A 19,064-nucleotide genomic window follows, 5' to 3' on the forward strand; every position below is an offset into this window, starting at 1 on the left:
AAAGGGAAAGGGTATACATATACCGTGATGTTATCGAATTGTAATAGTAGAAGAATCAAAAATATGCTATGATATAACTGTGAAATTTTTACAGTACAAAAGAAAAGGGGGCGTCATATGAGTATTCATAAAAAGATGGGAATATTGTTGTTAGGAGTCATGCTTTTAAATATATCCTTTGTATACGGTGGTTTCAAGGATACAATTAGTCATTGGAGTCGCGACTATATCATATGGGGTACGAGAGATGTTCAGTTATTGACAGGCTATGAAAATCGTACATTTCAACCAGATAATAATATCAGTAGGGCGGAATTCATGACATTATTAAATAAACTGCTTGAGGAACAGCAATTGAACGGTGAGCAGCATACATCAAATCAGTTAAAGTATGGAGATCTGACAGAGGATTTTTGGGGATATGATCACATTGCTTCTCTTTCCAATTACATAAACTATCATTCTAAAGCAAAGCTGAAATTAGGATCAATATTTACAGAAGCTGAATTAAAACTCAATGAGCCGATTACACGTTATGAAGCGGCCCTGTTAATTAGAAATCTTGTGGATGGCTCCTTTGAGAGTGATAGTACTTTTTATCGGGATCTCTCCACCAGGTTTAAATATTATAATGAAATTATGGAGTTATCTTACGCAGGAATTATATCAGGATATGAAGATGGTACATTTAGACCTTTTCGCAATATGACAAGGGCTGAATCTGTAGCAACCATAAAAAAAACACATGACTATTTAAATAATGCTGAAGAAGATCACCCAGTCCGAGAAGAAATTAAGATGGAGCCTGAGGTCGAACCTGAGATTGAGCCTGAGATAAAACCTGAGATTGAACCCGAAGTGGAAGCCCCTGTGGTGGAAGATAATGTAGTGGAAATTGATAGGGTGACCACAACAAAGAATACTGAGCTATTACAAATAGAAGTGAGAGATAGCATTGAACTTTCACCACTATTTACTGTTGGTGCTAATGAAGAAGATGAAAAATTTATTAATGTCGTAGCAACATTAGAGTATCTATCGATCGTTGATTACATACCTTATGAAGAACGACATCTCTATGACTTAACCCCCATAGATACATTGTGGGAATTGAAAAATGAAAACTATCATAATGTGCTAGGTAATAACTTTTACCTACTGATGTACGATGAAAACTTAGAAAAAGAAAGAAAGACTGAATTAGTAAGGGAAGCAATGGATTACTATTCTAATCTTGAGGGGTTAGATGTGAAAGGAATGGAATCCTTCTTTAAAATAGCCAATGGTTTTGTATCTACTGATGAATTACTTGAACCTGTACAGAAATATTTGGGAAATGTTGAGAATCGTGAAGCTGAACATACGATGAAAATGCTGCTTGCTGAAATCTACTATACCAGTGGAAAGTATCAAGAGGCCCTAGGGATTTATGAAGCATTAGTTGGGATACAATACAATGATATAGTGGTAGAGACAATGATTGCAATTAATTATGGGTATATTATTAATGAGGTTGAAGGGCCCGAAAGCGCTTTGGTGGTACTAGAAGAGTTGCGAAATAAAATTCAAGATAAAAATAATTATTATTTTAACCAAGAAAAGGTTGATGAGTACTTTTCAAGAGCAATCGAATCAATCGAGTAAAAAAAAGCTGAGTTATTTTATCAGCTTTTTTTGTGCATTTATAGAAAGTGTATTGTTAATGCCTTGGCGTCACTAAGTCACACTTGATATGATAAATTTGTGTTAAAACCATTAGACATAACATTAGAGTAATCTGTCATATTTTGATATAATAAAGGTATGTCACAAAAGACAAGATGGGATTTGATGTATTAAATGGAAACTGAAGAAAATGCATTACTAAATGATCAACAAATAGAAGCAATCAAACACTTGAATGGTCCTTGTATGGTGTATGCGGGACCAGGATCTGGAAAAACCAGGGTGATAACGGAAAGGGTCTCTTACTTAATTAATGTGGGACATGTTAATCCTAGGGAAATACTAGTGATTACCTTTACTAAGGCCGCAGCTGAAGAGATGAAAAATCGTTTTGCTAAGGATGAAAGTGTGGAGGACAGTAAAAAAAGACAGGTCACCTTTGGAACATTCCATTCCATTTTTTTTAGGATGTTAAAGTCCTACTGTGGATATAATCTAGAAAATATTTTAAATGAAGGCGAAAAGTTTAATGTGATTAAAAATATTGTGAGGACATTGGATGTAGGAAACCACGATGAGGAAGAGCTCATCAAGGATTTGATTTTAGATATTGGAAAGTGGAAAAATAATTTATTCAATCGAGGCGAATTTATCCCTAAGACTTTAGAATCATCAGAGTTTAAACGGGTGTTAGATAGTTACGAAAATTTTAAAGTGGATCATGGGAAGATTGATTTTGATGATATGCTAACGAAGTGCTACGACTTACTACGGGCTAGGCCTGGTGTTCTAGAACATGTACGGAATCAGTATCAGTACATTTTAATTGATGAATTTCAGGACATCAATGGTGTTCAATTTGAAACAATTAAGTTGATGGCAGAACCGTTGCAAAACTTATTTGTGGTAGGAGATGACGATCAATCTATTTATAGTTTTAGGGGGGCTAACCCTCAAATCATTTTAAACTTTCATGATATTTACCCAAAGGCACAAAAAATTACTCTAAATATGAATTATAGATCTCAGGAAAACATCATTAAGTCGGCAAATCAATTAATCAAGCAAAATAAGTGTCGGGTAGAAAAACAAATCATACCAACGGTCAAAGCCAATTCAGAGATCCAATATAGCGAGCCGAAAAATAGGGAAGAGGAAAATCGCACCATCTGTCAATTCATTGAGTTGCTTATGAGTGAGGGATACTCTTATAAGGATATTGCCATCATTTATCGTACAAACCTTTTGGCTGGCTCACTTGTGGACTCTTTATTAGATAGGAATATTCCCTTTGTTTCTAGAGATCATATCTATAATGTTTTTGAGCATTGGATAGCTAAAGACATCATTGCATACTTGAAGGGCGCTTTCAATTACTATGATTACGACTCCTTAATGCGCATTATTAATCGCCCCACAAGGTATATCACTAAAAATGCCATGAGGAAGGCCCAGACATATCATAAAGATTTTATAACGGCTTTGAAAGTAAAGGGAGAATTAATGCCCTACCAGAATAAAAATATAGCGGACTTATCATACCACTTAAACAATATTAAATATCTTACAACTAAGGAAGCAATTAAGTATATACGAAAAGACATAGGATACGACAGGCATATTGAAAATTATTGTGCAGAAAAGCGAATTAGGTGTGAAGGCTTGATTGAAACCTTAAATGAATTAGAAGAAGCTTCAAGTAGACATGAAAAGATAGATGGATTTTTAACACATATAAAAGATATGAAGAGTTCATTATCCCAGAAAAGTTTTCATCGGACAGAAGAAGAGCAAGTAGAACTTTTAACAATGCATAGTGCAAAAGGGCTTGAATATAAAGTCGTGATCATCCTTGGTGCTATTGAAGGGGTGATTCCCCACCATAAAAGTATGGACACTCTTGAGGATATAGAGGAAGAACGAAGACTTTTTTATGTGGCTATGACAAGGGCAAAGGAGAGGCTCTATATTAGTTCTTCCTTAATTAGATATGAAAAACCTACTGAACCATCGCGTTTTATCAATGAAATCCGTCAAAATGATAATAAAAAAGGATCCTTTGTGATTGGGCAGGAAGTTGAACACAAAACATTTGGCAAAGGATTAATAGAACAGATATCAGAAAAAATAATGAAGGTGAGATTTTATAGAATAAAGCAGGTGAAACCCTTAGATATTGATACTTGTATCCACCATAAGATCGTAAAATAGGACGGTGAAACCCGTCCTATCTATATTGATCACTTTCAATTAATTCTCTCAAAGCTAGAAGGTCAGCACTAACGGTAAGGGCAAGCATTAACTTAATTCTAGCTTTTTGACCTGGTAGACTGCCTCCAAGGATTACGCCTATGTTTCTTAAGTGTCGCCCAGCCCCTTCATAGCCATAGGTATCGAGGACTCGACCCGTAGGACAACGTGAGATCATCACCACGGCCACATTGTTCTTGATAGCATACTCAACGCCTGGAATCATAGCCGGGGGAATGTTTCCACGACCCATGGCTTCTAAAATGATGCCCTTGGCCCCAGAGTCTACTGAAAATTTAAGAAAGCGATCATCCATGCCAGCCACACACTTAATCAGGTCAACCTGATCATTAACCTCATCGGTTTCTATGAATTGACGACTCACCATATTACGATGATAGATGACTTGATCATTATCAACGATACCTAAGGGGCCAAACTCCAATGATTTGAAAGTATCTAAGCTGAGGGTGTTGGTTTTAGTTACTTCACTGGCGGCGTTAACTTCATTATTCATCACAACCAGCACACCCTTACATCTTGATTGGGGTGAAATAGCTGTACATACAGCAGCAGCTAAGTTACTCGGGCCATCATACCCTAGTTCAGAGCTATTTCTCATGGCACCAGCCACAACAATTGGTTTTGGGGAATTAATTGTTAAATCAAGTAGATAAGCAGTTTCTTCAAGGGTATCCGTACCGTGGGTAACAATGATACCATCTATCTCCTCTCTTGATAGGGTTTCAAGAACCAGGTTTCTGAGTTGAAACATCAACTTGGGTACCATATGGGGCCCTGGCAACTCTGAAAAGTTGATGGACTCGATATGGGCATAACGATCAATATTAGTTACCAATGACATGATTTGTTCACTAGATAGAGATGGGATTGCAGCACCCACTCTGGGATCAACAGACATTGATATTGTTCCGCCTGTAAAAATGATTGCAATTCTAGGTTTAGTCATAAAAAAACCTCCTACTGTCTATTTCTTGATTATGCATATTATTTCTCTTCTATTATACAAAAAAATAGCCTATTGTACAAAAAAATAAACCGGGTCAAAGACCCGGCTTCACATCCGTAGATGTGATTTCCGTTCAAAAGGGTATTGGGAATAGAGATTTGATTATCGAGGTTACCAGGGGGATAACCACATAGAAATTATAACAAATTCCGACAAGAAAGGCAATAGTTTGACAAGTTTTTTTATAATTTTTTTATCAGTAGGGAGTTACATTTATTATTTATTGAATTTGTTATATAATACGAATTTGTTATATAATAGTGTAAGAGAAGAAAATGCTACCATAATTAAGGGGGAATAAAGGATGAAGGAAACAGTAGAAGTTATTTTAGGTAATCTAAAGAAAAGGAATATCGATGCTCAGTATTTTGTTACAAAGGAAGAAGCTCACGCAGCCATTCTAAATGAAATTCAGCTAACTGATACAGTTGGAATTGGTGGGTCAATGACAATCAAAGAACTAAACCTGCATGAAGCACTGATTGAACGCGGTAATTCAGTTTTTTGGCACTGGTTAGTGGCACCAGAGGACCGTGAAAGCCAGAGAAAAAGTGCGGCCCTAGCAGATGTCTATTTAAGTAGTACAAACGCCATTACTAAGGATGGGGAATTAATTAACATTGATGGTCTAGGAAATCGAGTGTCAGCTATGGTATATGGCCCTAAAAAATCCATTGTTGTATGTGGTGTTAATAAGATATGTGATGATTTGATTTCAGGTATTGATCGAATCAAAACTGAGGCATGTCCAAGTAATGCAAAAAGACTAGGATTAAAGACGCCCTGTGCTAAAACAGATCACTGTAATGATTGCTTTAGTGAAGATAGAATGTGTAATGTGACCACTATTATTAATAACAAACCCATGGGGATTGATTTGAAAGTGTATTTAGTAGAAGAGACATTGGGATATTAATAAAATGATACTGAATGTAGAGGAAGTCTTAGCAGTAAACCGAAGATAAGAATGTACATAGCAGAAATATAAAAAAAGCGTCGTAGACGCTTTCTTTATATGAAGTAGCAAATGATATAATTTAATTAGGTCATACTAGTATTAATAAGGATTAAGCTTTACAAAGCAGGAGAATTTCGATATGATGATAGCTGAAATCAATGAGTGAGGATGAGAAATATGGAGGTTTATTTAGATAATGCGGCAACAACCAAACCCAATAGTGAAGTAGTGGAATCAATGATGACGGCACTAACTGAGTACTATGGAAATCCTTCCTCTTTACATAAAAAAGGGGTTCAAGTAGAAAAGGAAATTAAGCGTATTCGAAAAAGCATTGGAAAGGCGATGAAGTGTTCCGACCAAGAGGTGTATTTTACTGCCAGTGGAACCGAAGCAAACAATCTCGCTATTCGTGGGTTGGTAAAGGCAAATCGGCGTAGGGGCAATCACTTGATTACAACCACCATTGAACATAAATCTGTTTTAAATACTTTTAAGGATTTAGCAAAAGACGGATATGTGGTTACTTATTTAAATGTAGATAAACAAGGTTTTATTTCATTAGACGAACTAGAAAAGGCATTAACACCGGATACAATATTAGTGAGTTTAATTCATATCAATAATGAAGTTGGAAGCATGCACCCGGTAAAAGAAATTGGGAAATTGATTAAAGCTAAAAACAAGAACACCCTCTTTCATATAGACGCAGTGCAGTCCTTTGGTAAAGAGAAGATAAACTTAAATGTGGATTTAATTGATAGCTTATCTATGAGTGGACATAAAATTCATGGTCCCAAAGGAATTGGGGCATTATATGTTAGAAAAGGAGTTAAAATCGCGCCATTATTCACTGGTGGAAGTCAAGAGATGGGACTCCGTTCCGGAACAGAAAATGTCCCGGGGATCTTTGGGCTGGGAAAAGCCATAGAGCTTATTTTAGATAACCAAGAAGATAAGATCAAAAGATTAATAGAACTTAAAAACTACTTTATACATTCCTTGAGTCAACAGATTGATGATGTCTATATAACAAGTAAAAATGGTGATGATTTTGCGCCCCACATTATCAATGTTTCATTTAAAGGCATTCGCAGTGAGATTATGTTACACAGTTTAGAGCAAGATGGTATTTATGTTTCATCGGGATCAGCCTGTTCCTCTAAAAAAAGAGGAGCCAGTCATGTGCTGGTGGCTATGGGAATGAAAGAGGCTTTAATAGATAGTGCAATTCGAATTAGCTTAAGTCACATCAACACAATTGAAGAAATAGATTATGCTATTTTGCATATGGCAAAGCATACAAAAGATCTAAGAAAGATTATTAAGAGGTGATTAACTTTTGGAAAATGTATTGATTATACGATATGGCGAAATTATGTTAAAGGGTGATAATAAAAGCTTTTTTGAGGCGAAGCTGACAAAACATATCAGAGGAGCTGTTAAGGACTTAGGCGATGTGAAGGTCTATAAAATGCATAGTAGGGTTTATATAGATGTAGAGGACTTCAATGCAGATGAAATTATTGAAAGAGTAAAGAAGGTTTTTGGTGTTGTATGTATTAGCCCAGCTGTAAGGTTCCCTGTTGACTTCGATGTCATTAAAGAGACTGCCCTAAATCAAATCAAAGAAGAAATGGCTCAAAGAGGCGTTAAAACCTTTAAAGTGGAGAGTAAACGAGTCGATAAAAAATTTCCACTAAAGTCTCCTGAAATGAGTCGAGAAATAGGAGGATATATCCTAGAAAATACCGAAGGTCTAGAGGTAGATGTACATAATCCAGAGGTAAGGGTCTATGTAGAGGTTCGTGAGTGTTCTTTTGTTTTTACAAAGAAGGTTTATGGCTTTGGGGGATTACCCCTAGGAACCAATGGAAAAGCGTTATTGCTACTTTCAGGTGGCATTGACAGTCCTGTAGCAGGCTGGTTAGTGGCAAAAAGAGGTGTGGAGATTCATGGAATGCATTTCCATAGCTATCCCTTTACCAGTGAGCGAGCTAAAGAAAAAGTAGTGGATCTAGCAAAGATACTAACCACTTATTGTGGGAGGATAAAGTTATATTCCGTTAACTTGCTAGCCATTCAAAAAGAAATCAATGAAAAATGCCCAGAAGAGGAAATGACAATCCTATCTAGACGGTTTATGATGAAAATTGCCGAAAGAGTGGCTAATAAAATAGGCTGTGATGCACTGGTAACAGGTGAAAGTATTGGACAGGTTGCAAGTCAAACTGTCAAAGGTCTACATGTGACAAATGCAGCTGTGGAACTACCGGTTTTCAGACCGCTTATTGCAATGGACAAGGTAGACATCATGGACTTAGCTCGAAAAATAGATACATATGAAACCTCTATTTTACCCTTTGAAGATTGTTGTACTGTATTTCTACCAAAGCGTCCTGTCACACAGCCTAGATTAGAAAAAATACTGCGTTCAGAGGCGCTTTTAGATGTAGAGGGATTAATTGAAAGTGCCATAGGGGATATGGAAGTAGAAAGAATTTCTTTAGACGATGAATAACATGAAAGGGGAGTGTTGATATGGATAAGTTTACGCATTTTAACGAAGAAGGTCGCGCAACAATGGTAGAGGTTGGAAATAAGCTGAACACTAAAAGAGAGGCCATTGCAAAGGGAAGTATTTATATGCAGCCAGAGACATTATCAAAGATTATTGATAAAAACATAAGCAAGGGTGATGTGTTAGCAGTGTCCCAAGTAGCAGGAATTATGGCTGCGAAAAAAACAAGTGAAATGATTCCTATGTGTCATACACTTATGTTAACGGGAGCAGATATTAATTTTCAGATTGATGAAACCAATAGTAAAATTGATATTGAGGCAATCGTAAGAACCACAGGGAAGACTGGCGTGGAAATTGAAGCATTAAATGCTGTATCGATTGCGGCTTTAACAATCTATGATATGTGCAAAGCAGTAGATCGTGGAATGAGAATAACTGATATTAGATTAGCCAAGAAGTCAGGTGGAAAATCTGGGGATTTTATTAGAGAAGATTAATAAGAAGTAAACTAATAATTCGTCTCATGCTGTGGTATGGACTCATGGTGCACTTAAATTTAAAAGGCTAAAGGGATGTGTAGTGTAGAGAACCTAACATCCCTTCAGCCTTTACTATTTATGTACGTGGTGGGAGTTGCCACATTCCCCATCAATACCCTTTAAAATGCCAATTCCATGGGCTAGAGCAGGCAGTATCACCTCGATACTTTCACGAACACCCTTGGGACTTCCAGGTAAATTAATAATGAGTGTTTGCTTACGGATTCCTGATACGGCTCTAGAGAGCATTGCCTTAGGTGTAATGCTAAGACTTTTCATTCGTATTGTTTCAGAGATCCCCGGTGCAAGGCGATCAACTACATCTAATGTTGCCTCTGGCGTCACATCCCTAGGAGAAAACCCTGTTCCACCTGTGGTAAATACAAGGTCTAATTGTAACTCATCACACATATATTGAATGGCAGCAGCAATTTCTTTGCGTTCATCGGGGATAATTTGATATTCTTTGACGACCCCACCAATTTCTTTTAGTAACTCACCAATTAAGGGGCCACTGGTATCAACACGCTCTCCTTTAGATCCTTTATCGCTAGCCGTAATAATTCCAACTGTAATCATTGTAAATCCTCCTTTATAATAGTTGATAATAATCGATACAGACCCATAAAATAAATATAAACATATCTATTCATGATTTAGGTTGCACCTAAAAGATCAGGGTATATATGATAATAGTATAGCATAGAAAGGAGGAATAAAATGACTAAATTCTTAGTACGTTGGTTTAGTAGTGCCGCAGCTGTTTATATCATTGCCAGCATATATGATGGGATTAGTGTAACAGGCTTTCAAGCCACTTTGATCACCGCAGCCATCCTTGGAATTGTTAATATGTTTATCAAACCAATACTGCTTATTTTAACATTACCCATTACCCTATTAACATTAGGACTATTTACTTTTGTTATCAATGGGATTATATTGTTTATCACAGCAAACCTAGTGGCTGGATTCCAAGTGAAATCACTTTTTGCTGCTATTATTGGCTCGCTGTTGATTAGTGTTGTCAATATGGTGATTAATAATGTGTTAGGGGTAAAAAAATAGCAGATACAGCTAAGCAGCTGTATCTGCTATTACTTTAAGTTCATATAGATCAAAAATCGCTTTGACTTTTTTGATATCAATGTCATTTGCATCACGTAAATCTTGTAAGGGATATTCCAAGCCCATAGATTCCCACTTGTGTTTTCCCATGGAATGATAGGGTAGTAAATCAATTCTTTCCACTGTTTTTAGTGATGTTGCAAATTGAGCTAAACGATGGACATCCTCTTCTTGATCCGTTAATGAAGGAACTACCACATGACGCATCCAAATGGATATTTCATTATCTGATAAATATTGAGCAAAGGAAAGTATCTTTTCATTTGAAACACCAGTCAGATTCAAGTGCTTTTGAGGATCAATGTGCTTTAAATCCAATAAAACTAAGTCCACATAGGGAAGGATTTGTTTCATTAAGTCCAAATGAACAAAGCCGGATGTATCAATGGCAGTGTGCAAATTTAATTTCTTTATTTCTAGCAGTAAAGCTGTTAAAAATTCCATCTGTAAGGTGGGCTCTCCACCACTGATGGTGACACCACCACCAGAGGACACCATAAAGGGGATGTATTTTTTGATGTCCGAAATGACTTCATCCACTGTCATTTCTTTTCCTCCCTGTAGATCCCAAGTATCACGATTATGACAATATTTACATCTGAGGGGGCACCCTTGAAAGAAGATAATGTAACGAATACCCGGTCCATCAACAGTGCCAAAGGTTTCAATAGAATGAATTTTACCAGTGATTGACATAGAAGACACCTACCTCCAAATGATTTGAAATGAACTGCTTTCAGCGAACTGAAATATAGGGGGATTAGGTGAGGATTCTACCCCACCTAATATTATAATCTTGATAAAGATAATTAATAAATAGCTCCATGGAAAGTTCGATTAATAACGTCTAGCTGTTGTTCTCTTGATAGCTTAATGAAGTTCACAGCATATCCAGAAACACGAATTGTTAATTGGGGATACAGTTCTGGATGCTCCATAGCATCTATTAATGTTTCTCGATCAAATACATTGACATTAATGTGATGGCCACCCTGTACGAAATATCCATCCAATAGGGAAGATAATATGGTTATTCTTTCCTCAGTGGTTTTTCCTAAGGCCTTTGGAACAATTGAGAAGGTATAGGAAATACCATCCTGTGCATGTTCATAAGGTAGCTTAGCCACGGAAGCCAGAGAGGCTAGAGCACCTTTTGTATCTCTGCCATGCATTGGATTTGCTCCAGGAGCAAAGGGTTCCCCTGTTTTTCTGCCGTCAGGAGTACTACCAGTTTTTTTACCATAGACAACATTAGATGTAATGGTTAATACCGACTGAGTAGGAATTGAATCTCTGTATGTTTTGTTTCTTCTGATTGAATTCATAAAACGCTCCACTAGCTCAATGGCTAAATCGTCTACCCTGTCATCATTATTACCGTATTTAGGGAAGTCACCTTCGATTTCATAATCAACAGCTAGACCTTCTTCGTTACGGATTACTTTTACTTTTGCATACTTCATAGCGCTTAAAGAATCTGCACAAAGTGATAACCCTGCAATACCGCATGCCATGGTTCTTAGAATATCTTTATCGTGTAAAGCCATCTCGATTCTCTCATAAGCATACTTATCATGCATGTAGTGAATCACGTTTAGGGTATTCACATAGAGCTTCGCTAACCAGTCAATGAAAGTATTAAACTTTTCCATAACCTCCTGGTAGTCAAGATATTCAGATGTGATTGGTGCAAACTTTGGACCCACTTGAAGGCCAGACATTTCATCCCTACCTCCATTAATTGCGTAAAGCAGTGCTTTTCCTAGATTACATCTTGCCCCAAAGAACTGCATTTGTTTTCCAATTCGCATGGCTGAAACGCAACAAGCAATGCCGTAATCATCTCCCCAGTATGGGCGCATTAAATCGTCATTTTCATATTGAATAGAACTGGTATCAATAGACGCCTTTGAACAGAATTTTTTAAAGTTCTGAGGCAACTCTGTTGACCATAAAACAGTTAAGTTTGGCTCTGGTGCAGCACCTAGGTTATATAGTGTATTAAGAACTCGATAAGAAGTCTTGGTTACCAATGTTCTTCCGTCCATGGACATACCACCGATACATTCTGTTACCCAAGTGGGGTCCCCACTGAAAAGCTCGTTGTAATCTGGGGTTCTCAGGAATCTAACCATTCGAAGCTTCATGACAAAATGGTCCACTAATTCCTGGGCTTGTTCTTCTGTCAATTTACCATCTGCTAGATCCTTTTCAATATAAATATCAAGGAATGTAGAAACCCGTCCTAAACTCATGGCAGCACCATTTTGTTCCTTAACCGCTGCTAGATACCCTAAATACAACCATTGAATTGCTTCGAATGCATTGGAAGCTGGTCTTGAGATATCAAAGCCGTAGCTTTTTCCCATTTCCTTAAGCTCCTTTAAAGCTCTAATTTGCTCCGCCATTTCTTCTCTCAACCTCATGGTGTTTTCATCCATGTAGTCTAGTTCAAGGGAAGCAAGCTGTATATTTTTGTCTTCAATGAGTCGATCTATTCCATAAAGGGCAACTCTTCTGTAGTCTCCAATGATTCGACCTCGACCGTAGGCGTCAGGCAAACCAGTAATGATACCAGCTTTTCTAGCGGCTAGCATTTCAGGGGTATAGACATCAAATACACCATCGTTATGGGTTTTTCTATATTTATAAAAGATATCTTTGATTTCGCTACTCAATTCGTAACCATAGGCTTGACAAGCACTGTCCACTGTTCTGATTCCACCAAAGGGCATGATTGCTCTCTTTAAGGGTGCATCTGTTTGTAGTCCGACGATTTTTTCTAAGTTTTCATCGATATAACCTGGCTTATGGGAAACGATGGTGGAAATTGTATCCACATCTATATCCAAGGTACCGTTATTTTTTCGTTCTTGTTCACATAAGGACAATACTTGTTTCCATAATTCTTTAGTACTTTCTGTGGCTTTTTCTAAAAAAGAAGCATCTCCATGATATGGAGCATAGTTTAACTGGATAAAATCCCTTACATCAATTGTTCTAGACCAATTGCCTGTTTTGTAACTAAATACTTTTGTCATCATATTCACTCCTTTAGCTAATTTTAGAAGGTTAAGTAAAATGGTTTTTATTACAATATCATTCTTAATAAATATATTTTAACACAGAAAAAGCATATTGTATACAAAATACAGTCATTAAGAAAAATTAATAGTACTGAAAATTATTATTATTTAGATTATCTTTTCAGAGGACTATCGCGGAATCATAAAAACCCAAAAATCAACAAAACAAGTGTTTTTTCACTGAAGGACTTGTCCGTTTATTATAGAAATAAATAAGTATCAAGGGAATAGGAGGGAAAGACATTGCAATTAAAATATGAAATGATTGATCATGTACTCATTGTAAAATTCACTGGCGAACTAGATCATCATGTAGCCGAAGAAATCAGAGGGGAGCTAGACGAGACAATTGCTCAAAAGAGGATGAAGCATTTGATACTTGATTTATCTGAAATGACATTTATGGATAGCTCAGGTATCGGTGTGATTATTGGCCGATATAAAAATATAACCAAATTAGGTGGCAAGGTCGCTGTGATCAATGTACCTGAAAAAATTAATAAAATATTTAAGCTTGCTGGCCTATACCATATTATTACCAAATATTCAGATAAAAACGAAGCGATTAATTGCATGTAAAGGAGTGTTATTCGGTGGAACATAGAAATCATATGAAATTAGAGGTTGAAAGTAGATCACAAAATGAAGCTTTTGCCAGGGTTGTTGTTGCGGCTTTTGCATCACAATTAGACCCAACGATAGAAGAGATTGCGGATATTAAAACAGCTGTTTCTGAGGCCGTCACCAATTCTATTATTCATGGGTATGAGAATTCCATGGGCGTTGTGACACTCACTTGTACCATTGTTGATAATGAGCTTGAAATTATTGTAGAAGACCAGGGAAGAGGAATTGATGATGTTCAACAAGCAAGGGAACCCTTATATACCTCAAAGCCAGAATTAGAGCGCTCAGGAATGGGATTTACAGTAATGGAGACATTTATGGACGAGGTGGAAGTATATTCTGAGCTAAAAAAGGGAACAAAAATAAGAATGGTAAAAAAGTTCAAAAGCTTGAATGTAGAATAAGGGGTAGATATGATGAATATTCCTGCGGTATCCGAGGAAAATAATGAAGTGCTTCCACATGAAGAGACAATGACATTGATTCAAATGGCACAAAAAGGTGATTTACAGGCACAGGAAAAACTAGTGAGTCATAATCTAGGTCTGATTCGAAGTGTTATCAAACGCTTTAGTAATCGAGGTTATGATAGGGAAGATTTGTTTCAGCTTGGTTCCATTGGATTGATTAAAGCCATCAGAAAATTTGACATTAGTTTTAATGTTAGGTTTTCTACTTATGCAGTCCCAATGATTATTGGTGAAATCAAGCGGTTTTTAAGGGACGATGGGATTATAAAAGTATCTCGTTCCCTTAAACAAACAGCCTCCAGAGTAAAAGTGACAAAGGAGAAATTATTTAAAGAATTTGGCAGAGAGCCAACGTTACATGAAATTGCTAAGGTACTGGAAATAACCAAAGAAGAAATTGTAATGGCGCTAGATTCCAATATGTATCCAGAATATTTATATGAAGTCATTCATCAGGATGATGGATCCCCCATTCACTTGATTGATAAAATTAGTGAAACCGATTCATTAGATGACAGTGAAGTCATAGATAAAATCATGCTTAAGGAAGTGATTGGACGACTAGAGCCCAGGGAAAGACAGATTATTATCCTACGTTACTTTAAGGATAAGACACAGACTGAAATTGCAAAGGTATTAGGTATTTCTCAAGTTCAGGTTTCAAGAATTGAAAAAAAAGTATTACAAACTATGAAAGATATGATGAGCAAGGCCTATTGAATAGGCCTTGCTTTAAAATTTTGAACCTTCCGATCTCAGTAAGAATTAAAACGTAAAAATCGTCAATAATAAAGGTAAGGAGGGTGAAATCATGATTCTGAATATAAGTAAAACTAAAAATATTATGTTGATATGTTTCATTGTGTTTATTGTTGGTCTGGCATCATGGTACATTGTAGAGCAGCGAAAGGAAAATGCGATTCCAGAAAAGGCAGATTTAGTTTATGAGGATCAGATAAAATTTTTTGTAGAAGCTGGATCACATGCAAACTAATCATCAAATTTTCATCCAATCAAAGAACAAGGTGACAACTGTGAATACGAAAAAATTAATGTTAAAAGACCTAATTGATATTGTGGCAGTCCCTGAAATTAAGCAACAAATTGAAAATATAAATTATCCATTAAAGGACAATGTGAACCAGGATCATCATATCATTTCAATGCTGAACATCATAGAAAGCATAGGAAGAGTCTATCCTGGCTGCAATACAACCATTATAGGGGAATCTAACATACTTGTTAAAAATATAGGGAATGTTGAAAAAAAAGACACTTATAAATTACTAAGAGTGGGAGTGATTTGTTTCTTATTATTCATAGGATCAATTACAGCCATTATTAATTTTCACTCTGATGTAAATATGAGGGAAGCTCATGGAACAATATACAAAATTATTACTGGAGAAGAAAATGAACGACCTCTATTACTTCAGATTCCTTACTCCATAGGGATTGGTGTAGGAATGGCTGTTTTTTTTAATCATATTTTTAGAAAGAAAATTAACCAAGAACCAAGTCCCTTAGAGGTGGAAATCTATAGCTATCAACAAAGTTTAGATGAATATATCATAAATAACAATGAAGAGAGAAATAGAAGGGATAAAGATGGGTAGTTTATTTTTGCCAATTATAGGCTTTGCCAATGGCATTATCGTAGGAAGTGGTATCGTTGCATTGCTAACGCTATTAGACATTATTCCAAGGCTAGGTCAATTAACAAAAACATATCAATCAACATCCCTATATGAAAGTATCATTATTCTAGGTGCAACGTTTGGTGCCTTTACTTCATTAACAAAGGTAGGGTTTAGTATGGGGCCCATCACCATTGTCATTGTTGGATTTACAGTTGGAACTTTTATTGGATTACTGGCATCGGCACTGGCCGAGGTGATGAATGTCATTCCTGTACTAATCAGGAGGTTTCGTCTAGATGGATATATTCTTTACGTGGTATATTCTTTAATATTTGGAAAAGTAATTGGATCATTAATTCACTGGCTGATGGTGTATTAAAAGATAAAATATAAAAAGCTAAAAGGGAAGGTGTGTTGGCGTGAACATTGAAAAAAATTATTTTACTCATAAAAAAGTAGATCCAGGAGAGTTAAAGGCAATTGAAGATAAAAAAATCATTCATGATTTTGAACGACAATCATTTGAATTAGATCCTGAAAACTTAGAGGGGAGTCATACAAGGAATGAAATAAGATGATAATTGGGAGCGACATGAATGAATAGAAATCAAAGTAAAAAGAATGAAGATTATAAAGCCTATGTGGAAGAGAAAGTACCTAAGCCTAATATGTTTAAGAACTGCATTTGGGCTTTCTTTGTTGGGGGAGGCATCTCTACAATTGGTCAATTCATTCATAATCTAATAGAAAACCAAATGAATTTGACTCATTTAGAAGCGACCAATGCCACAATTCTAGTGATGATTTTTATAGGTGCACTACTAACAGGGCTGGGAATATATGATTTGATCGGAAAAAAAGCAGGGGCTGGGTCCATTGTTCCAATAACAGGATTTGCAAATTCAATTGTTTCTCCAGCCATGGAATTTAAACGGGAGGGTTATGTATTTGGGGTAGCAGCAAAGATGTTTGTATTGGCAGGGCCTGTTTTGGTGTATGGAATTACAAGTTCAGTAGTTGTAGGGCTAATCTACTACTTTATACAAAGATAGGAGGAGCTGTGGTGGCAGTAAAGAAGATTGGAAATCAGACAATTAAACTATTGAACCCACCTTCTATCATTTCCACAGCATCAATCGTTGGACCTAAGGAAGGACAGGGTCCCTTAGCAAAATATTTTGATCAAATCATTCAAGATGATCTCTTTGGGGAAAAAAGCTGGGAAAGGGCAGAAAGTAAGTTAATTAAGGAAACAGTCAAGTTGGCATTAAAGAAGGCGGGACTTCATCTAAATGATATTGATTACATGTTTGGAGGAGATCTACTAAATCAACTGATGTCCACATCCTTTGCAGCTAGAGATTTAGGAATCCCCTTTTTTGGGCTCTATGGTGCTTGTTCTACTATGACGGAATCCTTAGCATTGGCTGCGATTATGATAGAGGGAGGTTATGCAGACAATGTGATTGCAACGACATCCAGTCACTTTTCCTCTGCAGAAAGACAATTTAGATTTCCGTTAGAATTAGGGAATCAAAGACCCTTGACATCGCAGTGGACTGTGACCGGATCCGGTGCTGTCATCCTCAGCACAAAAAGTGAGGGTCCATATATTACTTATATAACTCCTGGTAAGGTGATTGATTATGGTATCTCAGATCCCAATAATATGGGAGCAGCTATGGCACCGGCTGCGGTTCATACCATCAAGACTCACTTAGAGGATTTAGCCATAGACGCTGATTATTATGATTTAATCGTTACAGGAGATTTGGGGGAGATTGGCAAAGAGATTGCAAAGGATTTAATTAAAAAGGAAGGGGTTAATCTATCAAATAAATTCACAGATTGTGGCGTTGAAATATTTGATCCTAAGAAACAAGACACACATTCAGGAGGGAGTGGGTGTGGTTGTTCAGCTGTTGTGTTTGCGGGGTATCTTTATGAGCAGTTGAAGCTAAAAAACCTAAACAGAATTTTATTGGTTTCTACTGGTGCCCTACTATCTCAAACTAGTTTTCATCAAGGAGAGACCATCCCAGCTGTGGCTCATGCAGTTGCCATAGAGTGTCATTTGAGTAATTAAGGACAGGGGGAAATGAAAATATGGCCTATGTGAATGCATTTATTGTTGGCGGATTGATATGCGTCATTGGACAATTATTAATGGATGGAACGAAATTAACTTCGGCACATGTGCTCGTTATTTTTGTTACAGCGGGGGTAATGCTTACAGCTATAGGTCTATACGAACCCATAGTTGAATTTGGAGGAGCCGGTGCCACAATTCCCCTGCCTGGTTTTGGGTATTCCCTGGCAAAGGGGACATTTAAAGGTGTACAGCAAAACGGTTTTCTTGGGGCATTCACAGGTGGCATTGAAGGAACAGCAGCGGGAATTTCAGCCGCTATTGTATTTGGTTATATTATGGCAATATTATTTAATCCGAAAACAAAACCATAGGATGTGAAAAAAATGAAGGAAGAAGTTAAAAGGAAGGTAATATTTGTAACCGATGGAGATAGGTGTGCCCAAAGGACAGTGGAAGTAGCAGTAAAAAATGTAGGAGGCAGGTGTATTTCTAGCTCTGGTGGTAATCCAACCCCCTTGAGCTCACCAGAAATTATTAAACGGATTAAGGAAGCGAAACATGATCCTGTTGTTGTTATGGTTGATGATAAAGGGAATAGCGGGACAGGGGTAGGGGAGCAAGCATTATACGAAATGGTCAACCATCCTGATATTGAGGTCATGGGAATCATAGCTGTTGCTTCTAATACAAAGGGGGTACAAGGTGCCCATGTGGACTTTTCCGTAGACCAAAATGGTAAAATTATTGAATCACCGGTAGATAAGGATGGCCACAAAAGCATAAAGAAGGTGCTATATGGTGATACAGTTGATATTTTAGACCAATGTCATGTACCTATTATTGTTGGGATCGGGGATATAGGCAAAATGGAGGGACACGACAGTTCTGTAATCGGAGCACCGATTATCACGAAGGCATTAAGAGAAGTGATGAATAGAAGTAAAGATCATTAGTAGATAATGAGATAGATAAGGGATGTTGAGTTGTTTATCTGTATAATTTCATAAAACATAATATATATAATAAGAGCTGCAGAGAGTACTCTCTGCAGCTCT

General features: G+C 36.8%; 22 protein-coding genes. 18 read left to right on the plus strand and 4 right to left on the minus strand.

Annotated elements, in window-relative coordinates; translation table 11 throughout:
* The first annotated feature begins 117 nt into the window (after positions 1–117).
* Positions 118–1,644 (plus strand): S-layer homology domain-containing protein, encoded by a 1,527-nt coding sequence (locus tag AMET_RS10870; protein ID WP_012063335.1) that lies wholly within the window; start codon positions 118–120, stop codon positions 1,642–1,644.
* 195 nt (positions 1,645–1,839) lie between these two features.
* Positions 1,840–3,876: an ATP-dependent helicase gene (locus AMET_RS10875; protein WP_012063336.1), complete on the plus strand. Its 2,037-nt coding sequence runs from the start codon at positions 1,840–1,842 to the stop codon at positions 3,874–3,876.
* A gap of 16 nt (positions 3,877–3,892) precedes the next feature.
* Here AMET_RS10875 and AMET_RS10880 read toward each other — a convergent pair whose 3' ends face one another.
* Positions 3,893–4,885: an asparaginase gene (locus tag AMET_RS10880; protein ID WP_012063337.1), complete on the minus strand. Its 993-nt coding sequence runs from the start codon at positions 4,883–4,885 to the stop codon at positions 3,893–3,895.
* A 364-nt stretch (positions 4,886–5,249) separates the two neighbouring features.
* On the opposite strand from AMET_RS10880, the gene AMET_RS10885 reads away from it, so the two are divergent.
* From AMET_RS10885 to moaC, 4 genes are all read left to right on the plus strand, one after another.
* Positions 5,250–5,861: a lactate utilization protein gene (locus tag AMET_RS10885; protein WP_012063338.1), complete on the plus strand. Its 612-nt coding sequence runs from the start codon at positions 5,250–5,252 to the stop codon at positions 5,859–5,861.
* A gap of 219 nt (positions 5,862–6,080) precedes the next feature.
* The gene (locus AMET_RS10890; RefSeq protein WP_012063339.1) at positions 6,081–7,238 is read left to right on the plus strand and encodes a cysteine desulfurase family protein; all 1,158 of its coding nucleotides are present in this window, start codon (positions 6,081–6,083) and stop codon (positions 7,236–7,238) included.
* 7 nt (positions 7,239–7,245) lie between these two features.
* Entirely contained in the window at positions 7,246–8,424 is a 1,179-nt protein-coding gene (gene thiI, locus AMET_RS10895) for a tRNA uracil 4-sulfurtransferase ThiI (RefSeq protein ID WP_012063340.1), read from the plus strand.
* Between the two features lie 20 nt (positions 8,425–8,444).
* A complete protein-coding gene (gene moaC / locus AMET_RS10900; protein WP_012063341.1) occupies positions 8,445–8,924 on the plus strand; it encodes a cyclic pyranopterin monophosphate synthase MoaC in 480 nt (159 codons plus the stop codon).
* A 114-nt stretch (positions 8,925–9,038) separates the two neighbouring features.
* On the opposite strand, the gene AMET_RS10905 is transcribed toward moaC, so the two are convergent.
* A complete protein-coding gene (locus tag AMET_RS10905) occupies positions 9,039–9,545 on the minus strand; it encodes a MogA/MoaB family molybdenum cofactor biosynthesis protein (RefSeq protein WP_012063342.1) in 507 nt (168 codons plus the stop codon).
* A 141-nt stretch (positions 9,546–9,686) separates the two neighbouring features.
* Here AMET_RS10905 and AMET_RS10910 point away from each other — a divergent pair, with 141 nt between their 5' ends.
* Positions 9,687–10,034 carry a phage holin family protein gene (locus tag AMET_RS10910; RefSeq protein WP_012063343.1) on the plus strand — a complete coding sequence of 116 codons (348 nt, stop codon included), beginning with the start codon at positions 9,687–9,689 and terminating at the stop codon, positions 10,032–10,034.
* Between the two features lie 9 nt (positions 10,035–10,043).
* Here the strand turns inward: AMET_RS10910 and pflA are convergent, their stop codons facing one another.
* Both pflA and pflB read right to left on the minus strand, forming a co-directional pair.
* Positions 10,044–10,790, minus strand: a complete 747-nt coding sequence (gene pflA, locus AMET_RS10915) for a pyruvate formate-lyase-activating protein (RefSeq protein ID WP_012063344.1) — start codon at positions 10,788–10,790, stop codon at positions 10,044–10,046.
* 113 nt (positions 10,791–10,903) lie between these two features.
* The gene (gene pflB / locus AMET_RS10920; RefSeq protein ID WP_012063345.1) at positions 10,904–13,138 is read right to left on the minus strand and encodes a formate C-acetyltransferase; all 2,235 of its coding nucleotides are present in this window, start codon (positions 13,136–13,138) and stop codon (positions 10,904–10,906) included.
* Positions 13,139–13,423: 285 nt separating this feature from the next.
* On the opposite strand from pflB, the gene spoIIAA reads away from it, so the two are divergent.
* The 11 genes from spoIIAA to AMET_RS10970 all read left to right on the plus strand — a co-directional run bounded on the left by spoIIAA (position 13,424) and on the right by AMET_RS10970 (position 18,962).
* Entirely contained in the window at positions 13,424–13,759 is a 336-nt protein-coding gene (spoIIAA, locus tag AMET_RS10925; RefSeq protein WP_012063346.1) for an anti-sigma F factor antagonist, read from the plus strand.
* A 14-nt stretch (positions 13,760–13,773) separates the two neighbouring features.
* The gene (gene spoIIAB / locus AMET_RS10930; protein ID WP_012063347.1) at positions 13,774–14,211 is read left to right on the plus strand and encodes an anti-sigma F factor; all 438 of its coding nucleotides are present in this window, start codon (positions 13,774–13,776) and stop codon (positions 14,209–14,211) included.
* A gap of 9 nt (positions 14,212–14,220) precedes the next feature.
* Positions 14,221–14,997 carry an RNA polymerase sporulation sigma factor SigF gene (sigF, locus tag AMET_RS10935; protein WP_012063348.1) on the plus strand — a complete coding sequence of 259 codons (777 nt, stop codon included), beginning with the start codon at positions 14,221–14,223 and terminating at the stop codon, positions 14,995–14,997.
* A gap of 91 nt (positions 14,998–15,088) precedes the next feature.
* The gene (locus tag AMET_RS10940) at positions 15,089–15,271 is read left to right on the plus strand and encodes a hypothetical protein (protein WP_012063349.1); all 183 of its coding nucleotides are present in this window, start codon (positions 15,089–15,091) and stop codon (positions 15,269–15,271) included.
* Positions 15,261–15,893, plus strand: a complete 633-nt coding sequence (locus tag AMET_RS10945; RefSeq protein WP_041720674.1) for a stage V sporulation protein AA — start codon at positions 15,261–15,263, stop codon at positions 15,891–15,893. Before AMET_RS10940 ends, AMET_RS10945 begins: the two co-directional genes overlap by 11 nt.
* Positions 15,886–16,296 (plus strand): stage V sporulation protein AB, encoded by a 411-nt coding sequence (locus AMET_RS10950; protein ID WP_012063351.1) that lies wholly within the window; start codon positions 15,886–15,888, stop codon positions 16,294–16,296. The genes AMET_RS10945 and AMET_RS10950 overlap by 8 nt, the downstream gene beginning before the upstream one ends.
* A 40-nt stretch (positions 16,297–16,336) precedes the next feature.
* Positions 16,337–16,495 carry a hypothetical protein gene (locus AMET_RS25785; RefSeq protein WP_012063352.1) on the plus strand — a complete coding sequence of 53 codons (159 nt, stop codon included), beginning with the start codon at positions 16,337–16,339 and terminating at the stop codon, positions 16,493–16,495.
* Between the two features lie 18 nt (positions 16,496–16,513).
* Positions 16,514–16,969, plus strand: coding sequence for a stage V sporulation protein AC (gene spoVAC / locus AMET_RS10955; protein ID WP_012063353.1), 456 nt, complete (start codon positions 16,514–16,516; stop codon positions 16,967–16,969).
* An 11-nt stretch (positions 16,970–16,980) separates the two neighbouring features.
* Positions 16,981–18,003 (plus strand): stage V sporulation protein AD, encoded by a 1,023-nt coding sequence (gene spoVAD / locus AMET_RS10960; RefSeq protein WP_041720677.1) that lies wholly within the window; start codon positions 16,981–16,983, stop codon positions 18,001–18,003.
* A 20-nt stretch (positions 18,004–18,023) separates the two neighbouring features.
* Positions 18,024–18,380, plus strand: coding sequence for a stage V sporulation protein AE (gene spoVAE / locus AMET_RS10965; RefSeq protein ID WP_012063355.1), 357 nt, complete (start codon positions 18,024–18,026; stop codon positions 18,378–18,380).
* A 12-nt stretch (positions 18,381–18,392) separates the two neighbouring features.
* Positions 18,393–18,962 carry a stage V sporulation protein AE gene (locus tag AMET_RS10970; RefSeq protein ID WP_012063356.1) on the plus strand — a complete coding sequence of 190 codons (570 nt, stop codon included), beginning with the start codon at positions 18,393–18,395 and terminating at the stop codon, positions 18,960–18,962.
* Positions 18,963–19,064 lie beyond the last annotated feature (102 nt).

It is taken from the genome of Alkaliphilus metalliredigens QYMF, from assembly GCF_000016985.1.
GTDB lineage: Bacteria > Bacillota > Clostridia > Peptostreptococcales > Natronincolaceae > Alkaliphilus_A > Alkaliphilus_A metalliredigens.

Bases quoted from the DNA above. Each gene is read 5' to 3' on its own strand.
- pflA (WP_012063344.1), bottom strand. From the start codon at position 10,790: ATGTCAATCACTGGTAAAATTCATTCTATTGAAACCTTTGGCACTGTT.
- AMET_RS10875 (WP_012063336.1), top strand. From the start codon at position 1,840: ATGGAAACTGAAGAAAATGCATTACTAAATGATCAACAAATAGAAGCA.
- AMET_RS10885 (WP_012063338.1), top strand. From the start codon at position 5,250: ATGAAGGAAACAGTAGAAGTTATTTTAGGTAATCTAAAGAAAAGGAAT.
- AMET_RS10950 (WP_012063351.1), top strand. From the start codon at position 15,886: ATGGGTAGTTTATTTTTGCCAATTATAGGCTTTGCCAATGGCATTATC.
- AMET_RS10905 (WP_012063342.1), bottom strand. From the start codon at position 9,545: ATGATTACAGTTGGAATTATTACGGCTAGCGATAAAGGATCTAAAGGA.
- AMET_RS10880 (WP_012063337.1), bottom strand. From the start codon at position 4,885: ATGACTAAACCTAGAATTGCAATCATTTTTACAGGCGGAACAATATCA.
- AMET_RS10970 (WP_012063356.1), top strand. From the start codon at position 18,393: ATGAAGGAAGAAGTTAAAAGGAAGGTAATATTTGTAACCGATGGAGAT.
- AMET_RS10870 (WP_012063335.1), top strand. From the start codon at position 118: ATGAGTATTCATAAAAAGATGGGAATATTGTTGTTAGGAGTCATGCTT.
- AMET_RS10890 (WP_012063339.1), top strand. From the start codon at position 6,081: ATGGAGGTTTATTTAGATAATGCGGCAACAACCAAACCCAATAGTGAA.
- moaC (WP_012063341.1), top strand. From the start codon at position 8,445: ATGGATAAGTTTACGCATTTTAACGAAGAAGGTCGCGCAACAATGGTA.
- AMET_RS10945 (WP_041720674.1), top strand. From the start codon at position 15,261: ATGCAAACTAATCATCAAATTTTCATCCAATCAAAGAACAAGGTGACA.
- sigF (WP_012063348.1), top strand. From the start codon at position 14,221: ATGATGAATATTCCTGCGGTATCCGAGGAAAATAATGAAGTGCTTCCA.
- spoVAE (WP_012063355.1), top strand. From the start codon at position 18,024: ATGGCCTATGTGAATGCATTTATTGTTGGCGGATTGATATGCGTCATT.
- AMET_RS10940 (WP_012063349.1), top strand. From the start codon at position 15,089: ATGATTCTGAATATAAGTAAAACTAAAAATATTATGTTGATATGTTTC.
- AMET_RS10910 (WP_012063343.1), top strand. From the start codon at position 9,687: ATGACTAAATTCTTAGTACGTTGGTTTAGTAGTGCCGCAGCTGTTTAT.
- pflB (WP_012063345.1), bottom strand. From the start codon at position 13,138: ATGATGACAAAAGTATTTAGTTACAAAACAGGCAATTGGTCTAGAACA.
- spoVAC (WP_012063353.1), top strand. From the start codon at position 16,514: ATGAATAGAAATCAAAGTAAAAAGAATGAAGATTATAAAGCCTATGTG.